At 65.2% G+C, this 13,254-nt stretch carries 11 protein-coding genes and 1 pseudogene; 5 read left to right on the forward strand and 7 right to left on the reverse strand.

The window, feature by feature from the left end:
• Nucleotides 1–147: 147 nt before the first annotated feature.
• On the forward strand, nt 148–1,035 hold the full coding sequence (locus ACVIHF_RS27425; protein ID WP_456792868.1) for a metallophosphoesterase family protein: 888 nt from the start codon (nt 148–150) through the stop codon (nt 1,033–1,035).
• Here ACVIHF_RS27425 and ACVIHF_RS27430 read toward each other — a convergent pair.
• From ACVIHF_RS27430 to ACVIHF_RS27440, 3 genes are all read right to left on the reverse strand, one after another.
• Complete coding sequence (locus ACVIHF_RS27430; protein WP_456792869.1) at nt 1,032–1,784, reverse strand: glycine-rich domain-containing protein; 753 nt, start codon at nt 1,782–1,784, stop codon at nt 1,032–1,034. The genes ACVIHF_RS27425 and ACVIHF_RS27430 overlap by 4 nt on opposite strands.
• A gap of 22 nt (nt 1,785–1,806) precedes the next feature.
• On the reverse strand, nt 1,807–2,382 hold the full coding sequence (locus tag ACVIHF_RS27435) for a hypothetical protein (protein WP_456792870.1): 576 nt from the start codon (nt 2,380–2,382) through the stop codon (nt 1,807–1,809).
• Between the two features lie 211 nt (nt 2,383–2,593).
• On the reverse strand, nt 2,594–2,803 hold the full coding sequence (locus tag ACVIHF_RS27440) for a DUF4170 domain-containing protein (RefSeq protein ID WP_016839740.1): 210 nt from the start codon (nt 2,801–2,803) through the stop codon (nt 2,594–2,596).
• Between the two features lie 426 nt (nt 2,804–3,229).
• Between ACVIHF_RS27440 and ACVIHF_RS27445 the strand changes: the two genes are divergently transcribed.
• Both ACVIHF_RS27445 and ACVIHF_RS27450 read left to right on the forward strand, forming a co-directional pair.
• Nucleotides 3,230–4,672, forward strand: a complete 1,443-nt coding sequence (locus ACVIHF_RS27445) for a helix-turn-helix domain-containing protein (protein WP_253607119.1) — start codon at nt 3,230–3,232, stop codon at nt 4,670–4,672.
• Nucleotides 4,673–5,139: 467 nt separating this feature from the next.
• Nucleotides 5,140–6,393: a Spy/CpxP family protein refolding chaperone gene (locus ACVIHF_RS27450; protein ID WP_253607118.1), complete on the forward strand. Its 1,254-nt coding sequence runs from the start codon at nt 5,140–5,142 to the stop codon at nt 6,391–6,393.
• Between the two features lie 569 nt (nt 6,394–6,962).
• Here ACVIHF_RS27450 and ACVIHF_RS27455 read toward each other — a convergent pair.
• Nucleotides 6,963–7,298, reverse strand: coding sequence for a GYD domain-containing protein (locus ACVIHF_RS27455; protein WP_028333204.1), 336 nt, complete (start codon nt 7,296–7,298; stop codon nt 6,963–6,965).
• 395 nt (nt 7,299–7,693) lie between these two features.
• Here ACVIHF_RS27455 and ACVIHF_RS27460 point away from each other — a divergent pair, with 395 nt between their 5' ends.
• The gene (locus tag ACVIHF_RS27460) at nt 7,694–8,644 is read left to right on the forward strand and encodes an aldo/keto reductase (protein WP_253607117.1); all 951 of its coding nucleotides are present in this window, start codon (nt 7,694–7,696) and stop codon (nt 8,642–8,644) included.
• A 195-nt stretch (nt 8,645–8,839) separates the two neighbouring features.
• On the opposite strand, the gene htpX is transcribed toward ACVIHF_RS27460, so the two are convergent.
• The 3 genes and pseudogenes from htpX to ACVIHF_RS27475 all read right to left on the reverse strand — a co-directional run.
• Nucleotides 8,840–9,769, reverse strand: a complete 930-nt coding sequence (htpX, locus tag ACVIHF_RS27465; RefSeq protein WP_141340519.1) for a zinc metalloprotease HtpX — start codon at nt 9,767–9,769, stop codon at nt 8,840–8,842.
• A gap of 242 nt (nt 9,770–10,011) precedes the next feature.
• Nucleotides 10,012–11,163 carry an ATP-binding protein gene (locus ACVIHF_RS27470; protein ID WP_456794129.1) on the reverse strand — a complete coding sequence of 384 codons (1,152 nt, stop codon included), beginning with the start codon at nt 11,161–11,163 and terminating at the stop codon, nt 10,012–10,014.
• Between the two features lie 147 nt (nt 11,164–11,310).
• Nucleotides 11,311–11,697, reverse strand: a pseudogene (locus tag ACVIHF_RS27475) (hybrid sensor histidine kinase/response regulator); the annotation flags it as partial.
• Between the two features lie 182 nt (nt 11,698–11,879).
• On the opposite strand from ACVIHF_RS27475, the gene ACVIHF_RS27480 reads away from it, so the two are divergent.
• Nucleotides 11,880–13,193 carry a lytic murein transglycosylase gene (locus tag ACVIHF_RS27480; RefSeq protein ID WP_456794130.1) on the forward strand — a complete coding sequence of 438 codons (1,314 nt, stop codon included), beginning with the start codon at nt 11,880–11,882 and terminating at the stop codon, nt 13,191–13,193.
• Nucleotides 13,194–13,254 lie beyond the last annotated feature (61 nt).

Raw genomic sequence — 13,254 nt, forward strand, 5'->3', positions numbered from 1 at the left:
TGAACCCTCGACATCATGGTGCTTGATCCGTGCTTTGATCCTTGCGCGCCTGCGCGGCTCTTGCCAATACAGGGCAGGACGTTCGGGATAGCACGACATGACCGGCTGCCGGCCACTTTTCGCGGACAATCCGAAGGGAATCGCATGATGGCGGCGTTCCGCCTCGCGCATCTGTCGGACCCGCATCTGCCGCCGCTGCCGGCGGCGCGGCTGCGCGATCTGGCCGGCAAGCGCGCCTTCGGCTACCTGAACTGGACGCGCAACCGTCATAAATATCACCGCCGCGACGTGCTCGATGCGCTGGTGTCGGACATGCAGGCGCAGCAGCCGGACCACATCGCCGTGACCGGAGATCTGGTCAATTTGGCACTGGATGCCGAGTTCAATCCGGCCCGGCAATGGCTGGAGGAGGTAGGTTCGCCTGCCGACGTCACCGTGGTCCCCGGCAACCACGACGCCTATGTGCGCGCGACCCGGCATCGCTTCGTCAGTCATTTCGGCGACTACCTGCGCGGCGACGCCGACGGCGCGGCAACGCATTTTCCGTTCGTGCGCCGCCGCGGGCCGGTGGCACTGATCGGCGTCTCCTCGGCGGTGCCGACGCCGCCGCTGATGGCGACCGGCTGGCTCGGCCATCCCCAGCTCGATGCGCTTGATGCGATCCTCGCGCAGCTGTCGCAGGAGGACGCCTTCCGCGTCCTCCTGGTGCATCACCCGCTGCACTCCGACGGCCGCGCCAAGCGGCTGACCGATTCGCATCAGCTGCTGGCGCTGCTCAGGCGCCACGGCGTCGAGCTGGTGTTGCATGGCCACGACCACGTCCATTCGACGATGTGGTTCGACGGCCCGGAGCGGAAGATCCCGGCGATCGGCGTGCCGTCGGCATCGGCGCTGGCGCGCAAGCACTATCCGGCGGCGGCCTACAATTTGTTCACGATCGAGCGTGACGGCAATGGCTGGCGCTGCGAGCAGACCGTGCGCGGGCTCGGCGATCACGCCGGCATTCGCGAATTGAAGCAAGCACGACTAGCCTAATCGCCGCCCCCGCCGCCACCACACCCACCGCCGCAGCCGCCTCCGCTGTCACCGCCGCCACCATCGCCGCCGCCGTCACCGCCATCGCTGCCACTGCTCCCGTCGCTGCCGGCATCGCCGAAGCCGGCTGACGATCCGTCGATCGAGGAGTCGGAGAAATCGCCGCCGCAATAGGGACTGCTGCCACCGATGCCGCTGCGGCGCAGCGCCTCGCAGTCGGTGTGATAGATGAAGCCGTTCGCGATGTTCAGCTTGGCGTCGAGCGCGAACAGCAGCGGCAGCCGGGTCGGCCTGACCGGATCGATGTTCTCGTATTTGCAGCAGTACCACCAGACCCGGCGCAGCCCCTCATTGCTCCTGCGCCGCTCCTTCACCAGGACGACCGCGGGGGTGTGATGCAGGAAGCCGCCGAAGGCGCGGCGGCAGAACGCGTCATATTCGCGGGTGTAGAGGATGAATTCGTGCCAGAGGTCGTCGGCCGCCTGCGACGGCATCGAGACGTAGCGCTTGCCGCTCATCAGATAGGCGAGGAAGAACTGCCGCAGGCCGCGCGAGACCAGCGCGCTGTCCTTGCGGGTAAAGCCTGGGTGACGCTTCTCGAGCCGCGCCAACAGGCCCGCGGGCCAGTGAAAAGTGCGGATGTATTCGGCGCGCCGCAATTTCTGCCACTTGCCGAACAGCACGGCGCTGCCGACCACCGCGGCCGCCGCCAGGACGCCGAAAAATGCCGAGGCGGGTGTTATGACCACGATGCCCCCGCCCCTCGAGCGGCTAGAAGTTTTGCAAGCTCGCATACAGCGCGAGACCGAACAGCGCGAGCGCGCCCATGACGAAGCCGAACACGAACATGCCGATCCCGCCGCGGCGCCTCGCCGGCGTCACCGGCACGGGCGGCGGCGCCGGCGGCTCGGCAACCGGAAGCGGCGTTGCCACCATCGCATGCTCGCGCTCGATCAGGCGGCGCGCGACATAATCGGTGACGGCATCGACGATCGCGGCCACGTCATGCGATTCGGCGAGCACGATGCGGCCGAACCTCGTGTCCTGCACGAAGCGGTAGATCCGCTTGTCGCGCCCCATCAGCACATGCGCGACGACGTCGATCCACAGCCGCGGCGTCTCGCCTTGGCTGATGCCGCGGTCGAACAGATCGACCTTGTCCGGCACCTGCGCGAACAGCGGATCGAGCGCATCGTTGAGGATCTCGAGCCGCGCCACCTCGGCGTCGCGCAACTCGACGACGACACCGGTGCGATCGGCCGCCTCGATCCGCGCCCGTCGCAACGCCTCTCGCAGCGTCGGCCGCATCTCGCGCGCCTCGCTGCCGGTGTTCTGCGGATCGGACATGCCTTACGGTCTCGTGGTGACGGGTTTCCTGCGCATTAACCTATCAGCAACCAAGATGTCCGCAAAGGGCGTTGGTTCCCAAGCACTTAGACCGCCACTTATCCCCAAATCAAAGACCTGACGCTGTCCCAAAAGCGGTCGACCCCACCCGGATGAAACCGGATGGGGCCGCCGTCCTTGGACGTTTTCTTAGCTCTGAAAATTCTGGCGCTCAGGCCGAAACCCGCGACGGCTCCTCGACGATGGAGAAGCGCACGCCGGCCTTGTGGCGACTCTCTTCCGAGACTTCCTTCCAGCACTCTTCGGCTTCCTTGCGGGTCTTGAACGGACCGCGGACCTGGGCCGAGCCTTCGACGAGCTTGTGGAAGTTCATCGACCCGAACTCGCCGCCGATCACCCAGAAATTGCTGCCCTTGCTCATCGTCAGTCTCCTTCAAAAAATCGGGCTGCCTTTGCCCAGCCGCCTGTACCTTAATTCCCGCAACCTGCTCGCATCGACATTCTTGACAGAGCATTGCGAACCGCGTGTCAGGAGATAAACGCGAAAACAAGAAGTTCGTACAGATGCCTTGTTTTTTATTGGTGATGTCATGTAACATCTGAACTTGTAATAAATGTCGATTTGTAAATTCTGTCACAAAATAGGTCAGGAAGCCTGCCATGCCCGCCGGTTTTTCTTCTCCCTCTCCCCGTTCTTACGGGGAGAGGGTTGGGGTGAGGGGCTGTCTCCGCAGCGAGACTCGCGGAGAGTCCCCCTCACCCGGATCGCATCTGGCGATGCGATCCGGCCTCTCCCCGCGCGCGGGGCGAGGCGGTCAGAATTTGCTGCGGCAAGCGAGACCAACCCGTGCCCGGTGAATCCGGAAAGAAGCTATTCGTGGGTCCGCGCTTCCGGCGGATCCGCCAGCAATTGGGGCTGTCGCAGACCCAGATCGCCGAGGGGCTAGGCATCTCGCCCTCCTACATCAACCTGATCGAGCGCAACCAGCGCCCGGTGACGGCGCAGATCCTGCTGCGGCTGGCCGAGACCTACGACCTCGACTTGCGCGACCTCGCCACCGCCGACGAGGACCGCTTCTTCGCGGAACTCAACGAGATCTTCTCCGATCCCCTGTTCCGCCAGATCGACCTGCCGAAGCAGGAGCTGCGGGACCTCGCCGAACTCTGCCCCGGCGTGACGCATGCGCTGCAGCGGCTCTACGCCGCCTACACCGAGGCGCGCCGCGGCGAAACGCTGGTGGCGGCGCAGATGGCCGACCGCGAAGGCTCGCAATTCGACGCCAATCCGATCGAGCGGGTGCGTGACCTGATCGAGGCCAACCGCAACTATTTTCCGGAGCTCGAGACCGCCGCGGAGAACTTACGCGACGAGCTCAACGTGCCGACCGAAGGCCTGTTCACGGCGCTGACCACGCGCTTGCGCGAAAAACATTCGATTCTGACCCGCGTGATGCCGGTCGACGTGATGCGCGAGACGCTGCGCCGTTTCGATCGGCATCGCCGGCAGCTCTTGATCTCCGAACTCGTCGACAGCTCCGGCCGCAGCTTCCAGCTTGCGCTGCAGATCGGCTTTGTCGAGTGCGGCGCCGCGATCGACGCCATCGTCAGCCGCGCCGGTCCGCTCGACGATACCGCGCGCCGGCTCTACCGCATCACGCTCGCCAATTACTTCGCAGCCGCCGCGATGATGCCCTATCAGGCGTTTCATTCCGCAGCCGAAGCCTTGAGCTACGACGTCCACGTGCTGGCGCAGCGCTTCAACGCCGGCTTCGAGCAGGTCTGCCACCGCCTCACCACGCTGCAGCGGCCGAACGCGCGCGGCGTGCCATTCTTCCTGCTCCGCGTCGACAATGCCGGCAACGTGTCGAAGCGGTTCTCCTCCGGCACCTTCCCGTTCTCCAAGTTCGGCGGCACCTGCCCGCTCTGGAACGTGCATTCGACCTTCGACATGCCGGATCGCCTGCTCAGCCAGGTGATCGAATTGCCGGACGGCACGCGCTACTTCTCCATCGCGCAGATGGTGCGCCGGCCGGTGGCGCCCTACCCGCGGCCACAGCCGCGCTTTGCGATCGGGCTCGGCTGCGAGATCCGTCATGCGGCAAAACTCGTCTATGCCACCGGCATGGATCTGGAAAAGGTCGAGGGCACCCCGATTGGCGTCAACTGCCGGCTTTGCGAGCGCGAGAATTGCAGCCAGCGCGCCGAGCCGCCGATCACGCGCACCCTGATCCTGGACGAGACCACGCGGCGCGTGTCCTCGTTCGCGTTCTCGAATGCGCGGGAGTTGTGAGCCAAGGATCAATCCACCGATCAATCCACCGCGGCAAAAGCCTTGCACCAGCCGTCCTTGCCGATCGCGCCCTCGACCACCTTGCAGCCATCGGGTGCGACGAACAGCGTGCACATCTCCTGCACGAGGCGCTGGTCCGGCGCGGCGCCTGGCCGCCGAAAACGGAGGAGGATTCGACCGAGGACGACGTGCGCTAAAGCATGATCCGGAAAAGTGCGAAGCGGCTTTCCCTCGCGACAACGCGTTTGCGCGAATCACACACCAAACTAAAGCGCGATGACGATTCGACCCAGCGCGTGTACTCGACGCGACTAATCCGTTGACGTCGTCACCTGACCGCAGGTTCACCCAATGAAAACGGCGGGAGGAACTTTCGGTTCCGCTGCGAGTCATATTTGTGACGCGATGTGGCCTGGACCGCCAAGGGAGAGACCGAGGGAGAGATCATGTCAAAGTCCCGCCTTGGAATGGCTGCGGCCGGCGTTGTAATTGGCGTTCTGGGAGCGCTGCCGAGCGCGGCCGAGGCGGGTTTCCGCCTGCGCGTTGGCGGCCCCGTGGGTGTCGCGCGCTTCGCGATGGCCGGCGTGCTGTCGGTCGCAGGTCTCCGCCACGCACGCATAGCGGCGCGCCACAGCCGCGTCCGCATGGCTGCTCTAAGACCGCAAGATCTTCGCCCCGCCGCCGAGTCGATCGGCCCGAGTGAGCGCGCGCAGCTCACTGCCGTCGCCGCGCTGGCCGGCTGGCAGGGCGGCCGAGCTGCGCAAGGCTGGTGGCAGCACTCCGACGGTTCATACGGCTGGGTCGGTCCGCTCTTCTGGCCGTTTGCCTATAGCGATCTCTATGACTACGCGCTTCTCAATGATGGCACCGGCTTCTGGGCCTATGGCTACGGCGATCTCTACGCCGCGATCTTCTCGCCTTACGCTGCGAGCGATCTCTCAGCGTTTGCGGCCGAGCGCCCCGCCGGGAGGCGGCATCGCAAAGCGCCCTCGGTGCAGGAATTCTGTAGCGGCGACACCGCCGAGACGACCGGCCTTCCCCTCGAGCGGATCGGCCTGGCGGTCGCGGCGAACGAGGCGCAGCGCGCAGCCTTCGACGAGCTCGCGAGCGCCTGGATTTCCGCCGGCAACACCATCCGCGCTTCCTGTCCAGCACAGACCGCAACCACCGCGCTGGAGCGATTCGCGGCCATGCAGAGCCGCGTCAACGCGATGCTGAGCGCAGTTGCGACCGTTATGCCGCCATTTCAAAAATTCTACGATCTCCTAAGCGATGAACAGAAGGCCCAGCTCAACTCGCCCGAACGCGACCGCCGCGCTAACGCTGCGGCCGCGAAGCTGAAGGAGATGCAGGACGCCGCCTGCCAGGCGAGCCGTGAACCGCAAGACGAGCAACAGGCCGAAAAGCAATACCGCCAGCTCGTCGCCCAGCAATGGCCCCTCGACGACATCGTCGCCAGCCTGAAACTGAACGATACGCAACGCGCAGCGCTCGAAGTGGTGCAGGATACCACGATGGGCACCATGGAAGCCTTAAACCCATGCCCGCCAAAGGACGCGCTCACCCCGCCGGCCCGCCTTAAGGCCGCAAAGGCGCGGTTGGAAGCGATGAGAGAGGCGATCATCAGCGTGAACGACGCGGTCGACGATTTCCGTTGGAACCTGAGTGACGAGCAGAAGACGCAGTTCGAGGGGCTCGGTCTGAAGAAGCGGGGGGTGTGATTTTTCCATCCCCAAGCGGCGCTGGTCGGCCAAGGCGATACTTCGCATCCCCTGTCGCATTTGCTAGTCGTCCGCTAAGAAGGGCTGGACATGCGAGCATGCGTTATAGGGGCGGGCTCTAAGTAGTTCGGTCGCGCGACCGAGACGCCGTTCAACATGAACTTTGAGGCCCGCACGTAGTCAACTGAACTTCTTTGGATGTTGCTTATTGGCCCAAGGCCGACATACGGCGATGTCGGCCTCAACGTCAGCTTCCGAGATCAAAGCGGACGCGAAGAATTCATGAGTACACGCCCTGATCTCATCGCGCCTTAGCGCGTACTGCGCTCGTCTTGCTGAAGCGGAGGCCGAGCGAGGCGGCGGACGTCATGCGACGGCACAACCGGCCGGGGCTGTGGCCGGCATGCACGTAGCCAGGACATCCGCCTGAGCTGGTGCCCATCCGTTGACGCCCCGGATCAGCGGCGCGCAACGGCCCTCGCCTCCGCGCGGGACGCCAGCAAGCGCCGCCGCGCGAGAGTGACACCGGCCATCAGATCAATCTGCGCCGTTTTGGATCGCTCGGTCTGCTAGCCACCGGGCGGCGTGTAAGCGGTCTTGAGCTTGGTCGCGTGCTGACGCACCACCTTGATCTCGTCCTGGGTAAAGAGCCGGACCAGCCTCACGTTCTGCATGGCGCCGGCCGCAACCACCACGCCGCTGATCGCGGGCGCGAAGCTCGGATCCGGCACGTCGAAGATCACCATCACGCCGGGGCCATCGGTCGCCGTGCTGTACATCGAAATCAGTTTCCCGCCGGCGGCCTCGATCAACTTCTTCGCGGCCTCGTATCGATTGGTCGTCGGGTTTTCCATGATGTTGTTCAGGGAACGCGGGGTGTATTCACCAGAGAAGCAGAAATGCATGGCAATCGCTCCGTTTGGTTGAAATGAAAAAAACTTTCACCCAGGCGCGCGGCCCGGGCAGAGCATTTCGTACTGAAAAATGAGAAGAAATGGCCTGCCGATGGCCAGTCGCGCTGCCGCTCATTCTCCGGATTTCGGCGCAACCGGTGGCAGCTCGCCGCGCAATCTACATCAGACCCGCGGCAAATAAAATCGCGTTTCTGCTCTGCGACAGAATCTCTTCCTTAGTCGATGCAGCGTCGAGGGGCAGCGTGCCTGACCTGACCGACGAGCGGTCCCGATCCATCCGCGTCCGCCAAGCGCCTGCCAGGCGGTTGCGGCACAACGCCTTGCAAACAAGGGCGATCTGCCTCAGTGTCCGGCGCCCGCTATCAAGAACAAGCGAAAGAAAACTCATGAAGCATCGCGCGCTCGGCCGCTCCGGCCTCACTGTCCCTCCCCTGTGCTTCGGCTGCAATGTATTCGGCTGGACCGTGGACGAGACGTCGTCGTTTCGCCTGCTCGACACCGTGCTCGATCAGGGGCTGACATTCCTGGATACGGCGGATGTCTATTCGCGCTGGGTGCCGGGCCACAGCGGCGGCGAATCCGAGACGATCATCGGCAAATGGATGAAGGCGCGCGGCAACCGCAACCGCGTCATCCTCGCCACCAAGGTCGGCATGGACATGGGCGGCGGCAATGTCGGGCTGAAGCCGGACTACATCGCGCGCGCCGTCGAGGACTCGCTGCGGCGGCTGCAGACCGATTTCATCGACCTCTACCAGTCCCACAAGGACGATGAGACGACACCGCAGGAAGAGACGCTCGCGGCCTATGACAAACTGGTCAAGGCCGGCAAGGTCAGGGCGATCGGCGCCTCGAACTTCTCGGCGGAGCGACTCCAGAGCGCGCTCGACATTGCCAAGGCGAACGGCCTGCCGCGCTACGAGAGCATGCAGCCCGAATACAGCCTCGCGGAACGCTCAAGCTACGAACGCGCGCTGCAACGCGTCTGCGAGGCGAACGACGTCGGCGTGATCACATTCTTCTCGCTCGCCGCCGGATTTTTGACCGGCAAATATCGCTCGGAGAGCGACTTCGCCAAGAGCCCGCGCGGGGCACGCAGCATTCCAAAATACATGAACCCGCGCGGCATGCGCATCCTGGCCGGTCTCGACGAGGTCGCCGCGGAAACCCGCGCCGAGCCGGCCGCGGTCGCGCTCGCCTGGCTGATGGCAAAACCCTCCGTCACCGCGCCGATTGTCAGCGCCACCAGGCCCGAGCAGGTCGCAACGCTGGTCGCGGCGACCAAACTTGAGCTGAGCAAGGATCAGGTCGAACGGCTGGACGCCGCGAGCGCGTAGCAGCTGCCTTCACTTCACCTCGCCCCGCGTGCGGGGAGAGGTCGGAACGCATCGCTAGATGCGTTCCGGGTGAGGGGGAGCTTCCGCGAATGCAGCTATCGCCGTATTTGCGGAGACAGCCCCTCACCCCAACCCTCTCCCCTAAGAACGGGGCGAGGGAGTACACCGCCTTCGCGGCTACGGCTTGGTCTCACCCTACCCCCACGGGCCGCGCTGGCCGGATCCGCCCCACGGGCTGCGCGGCGGATAGCTTCCACCGGCCGGGCGCGGCGCGGTCTGGGTGCCGAGCTCGGCGGCGAGCTGCTGCAGCGCGGCGATGCGGTTCGCGGTCGAGGGGTGGGTCGCGAACAGGTTGTCGACGCCGTGGCCCGACAGCGGGTTGATGATGAACATGTGCGCGGTGGCCGGATTGCGCTCGGCCTCCATGTTCGGCACCTGATGCGCGGCGTTCTCGATCTTCGCGAGCGCGGAGGCAAGCCACATCGGCTGGCCGACGATGCGTGCGCCATAATTGTCGGCGGCGTATTCGCGGGTGCGACTGATCGCCATCTGCACCAGCATGGCGCCGAGCGGCGCCAGGATCATCATCGCGATCGATCCGACAATGCCGGGGCCGTTGTTGTTGCGGTTGCCGCCGAAGAACATACCGAACTGCGCCAGCATCGAGATCGCGCCGGCGATCGTCGCCGTGATCGTCATGGTGAGCGTGTCGTGATGCTTGATATGCGCAAGCTCATGCGCGATCACGCCGGCAAGCTCCTCGCGGCTGAGTTGCTGCATCAGGCCCGTGGTGACGGCGACCGCCGCGTTCTCCGGGTTGCGGCCGGTCGCGAACGCATTGGGCTGCGCCTCGTCCATCAGGAATACGCGCGGCATCGGGAGAGCGGCGCGCTGTGCGAGCTCGGCGACGAGATTGTAGAGTTCGGGCGCCGAGCCCGCATCGACCTGATGGGCGCCGTACATCGACAGCACCATGCGATCGGAATTCCAGTAGGTGAACAGATTTGTCGCAGCCGCGACCATCAGCGCGATCACGGCGCCGGTGCCGCCGCCGATCAGATAGCCGACTCCCATGAACAGGGCGGTGAGGCCGGCAAGCAGGAGCGCGGTGCGGAAATAATTCATCGTTGTTCCCTCACGGCGAGCGGAATGCTGCCACAACTGACGTCGCTGAGGTAGGGATTTTGCCGCGGAAGCCGCAAGGGGAACCAGTGCGTCGCAGCGACGCGGCGCGGGTTAATGATTGGTCATGTGCGGCGCCGTCCGTAGCCCACATGAGCGAAGCGACATGCGGGGGCACCGCCCCGGATATCGCTTCGCTCATCCGGGCTACGAGATCGTGCCTACGCCGCCGGTTCGGAAGCACGCTACGCCGCCGGCTCCTGCGCGATCACCACCCCCTCCTCGCGCAGCGCGACGCGCAACATGCGGGCGAGCTCGGCGCGGCTGTAGGGTTTTGCCAGGAACAGGATGCCCTGCACGAGTTTGCCGTCCTGGTCGATGGCGTCATCGGTATAGCCCGACGTGAAGAGGACGCGGAGACCCGGGCGGCGCTTCCGCGCCTCGGTGGCGAGGTCGCGCCCGTTCATCGCGCCCGGCATGATGACGTCGGTGAACAACAGATCGATCGGCGCGCCGCTGTCGAGCACGGCAAGGGCTTCGCGGCCATTATTGGCCGACTGCGTGGTGTAGCCGAGGCTCTCGATCTGGGTCAGCACATAGGAGCGCACCAGTCTGTCGTCCTCGACGACGAGCACGATTTCCCGCGCGCCGCGCGCGTCCGGCTGCCGCTGTTCGGGCACTGCTGCCGCTGAGACCACTGCCGCGCGCGGCAGATAGAGCATCACCCTGGTGCCGCGACCGATCTCACTGTCGAGCACGACGTGGCCGTTGGATTGCTTGACGAAGCCGTACACCATGCTGAGGCCGAGCCCGGTGCCCTTGCCGACGTCCTTGGTGGTGAAGAACGGCTCGAACACCTTGGCCAGATCGACTTCCGCAATGCCCCGGCCGTTGTCGGTCAGCGCGATCGCGACATAGTCGCCGGCGGCAAGCCCGTCATGGCCGCTCACGTCCGATGGCTTGAGCTCGGCCGTGCGGGTCTCGATCGTCAGCCGGCCGCCCTTCGGCATCGCGTCGCGCGCGTTGAGCGCAAGGTTGATGATCGCGGTGACGAGCTGGTTACCATCGACCAGTGCGCGCGGCAGATCGGGTGCGGCGCGAAAATCGATGTCGACATGGTCGCCGATGGTCGGCCGCAGCAGCTCTATGGTGTCGACCATCAACGCGTTGACGTCGACGTCGCTCGGCTGCAGCGGCTGCTTGCGCGCGAAGGCGAGCAGATGCCGCGTCAGCGATGCGCCGCGCTCGACGGCGTCGCGGATCAGCGCGGTGATCTCCGTGAGCTGGCGGTTGTGAGTGACTGCCTCGGCCAGGATGTCGATCGTGCCGGTGATGACGGTGAGGATGTTGTTGAAGTCGTGCGCAATGCCGCCGGTGAGCTGGCCGACCGCTTCCATCTTCTGCGCCTGACGGATCTTGCTCTCATTCGCCTCGGCCTCGCGAAAGCGCTCGAGCAGGAATTCCGAGCGCTGGCGCTGGCGTCCCTCCTCGGCGAGCGCGACATGGGCCTCGCGCAACTGCTCTTCGGTCGGGATCGCGAGAATCCGCGGGATCAGCGGCCAGAGCAGCACTGCGGTGAAGATCGAGGCGACAGCGGTCAGCGCCTTGAGCAGGCCCTCGAGACCGTAGATCGGCACCCACAGCGTGTAGATCGAGAACACATGGGTGAGGCCTCAGGCGAGGATGAACGTGGCGAACGGCCAGGCCATCCAGCCGAACTGGAAATCGCGCCGCTTGGAGACGAGGATCGCCAGCGCGAACGGGATCGAGAAATACGAAGCGGCAATGATCGCGTCTGAAATCACGCGGAGCCAGATCAGCTCCGGTTCCCACAACGGGCAGATGCCGTGCGGCGAAAACGTCGACGAATCCAAGAGACGCTCGAGAAAACTCCAAATGGGTCCCTCCGGGCGTGATCGATCCGCCGACACCCCTGCCCGCGAATCACCGGCCGATCATAGCGGTGGCGGCTCAACCTACCTCAGCCCAATTGGTCTAACGGCGCTACCCCCGTTGTTGCCCGGTGTCGCCCTGGTGTATGCAGATTGGGCTTCAATTCCCCTTTTTCCAGCCGGTGACATCGATGCCAGCCTCTCCCCTCCGCGCCCCGATCATGATCGCAGCGATCGCGGGGGCGCTGGCGCTCTCCACCCTCGCCTCGGCGCAGCAGCCGTTGCCCAGCCCCTTAAATCCCGCGCCGGTCAGGCCGCGCCCGGCCGCCGTCGCCTCGCCGCGGGCTGCGTCCTGCCACAACGGGCAGAACTTCGATCGCTTCCTCGCCGAGCTGAAGCAGAAGGCGGTCGCCGCTGGCGTCTCGCAGCGCACGATCGCGGAGGCCGCGCCCTACCTGATCTACGACCAGGGCATCGTCAACCGCGACCGCGGCCAGCGCGTGTTCGGGCAGATCTTCACCCAGTTCGCCGGCCGCATGGCCGCGAACTATCGCATGCAGCAGGGCCAGCAATACATCCGGACCTATGCCGCGGCATTCGCGCGCGCCGAGAAGGAGCATGGCGTGCCGCCGGCGGTGATCGCCGCGTTCTGGGGACTGGAGAGCGATTTCGGCGTGCAGATGGGCAATTTGCCGACGCTGAAATCGCTGGTGTCGCTGGCCTATGATTGCCGCCGCTCCGAAATGTTCCAGGGCGAGACCATCGCCGCGCTGAAGATCATCGAGCGCGGCGACCTGACACCCGACGAGATGATCGGCTCATGGGCCGGCGAGCTCGGCCAGACGCAATTCTTGCCGACGCATTATTTCAATTACGCGGTCGACTATGACGGCGACGGCCATCGCAATCTCCTGCAAAGCGGCCCCGACGTGATCGGCTCGACCGCCAACTACATCGCCACCGGGTTGAAGTGGCGGCGCGGCGAGCCGTGGCTGCAGGAGGTGCGCGTGCCGCAGGCGGCAAATTTCCCGTGGGACCAGGCCGACCTCACCATCAAGCTGCCGCGATCGAAATGGGTATCGCTTGGCGTCAGCTTGACCGACGGCAAGCCATTGCCGAATGACGAGATGCCGGCCTCGCTGCTGCTGCCGATGGGCCGGATGGGTCCGGCGTTCCTCGCCTATGCGAATTTCGCCGCCTACACCGAGTGGAACAACTCGCTGATCTATTCGACCACCGCCGGCTATCTCGCCGGCCGCATCGCGGGCGCACCGCCGATGCAGCGGCCGCACGGTCCGGTCGCGCAATTGCCGTTCAATGACATCAAGGAGCTGCAGGGACTGCTCGCGCGCGCCGGCTACGACGTCGGCAAGATCGACGGCGTGCTCGGACAGGCAAGCCGCAGCGCGGTGAAGGCGATGCAGATGAAATACGGCCTGCCGGCGGATTCCTGGCCGACCGCGGAGCTCCTGGCGCGGATGCGCGGCGGCCGCACCCAGCCTGCCGCCGATGCCGCGGCACCGGGGATGCGGTAGAGCAAACGCCCATTTTCCGTAGCCCGGATGCAGCGCAGCGCAATCCGGGACAAGCCCCGAT

This window comes from Bradyrhizobium sp. USDA 4506 (assembly GCF_054058795.1).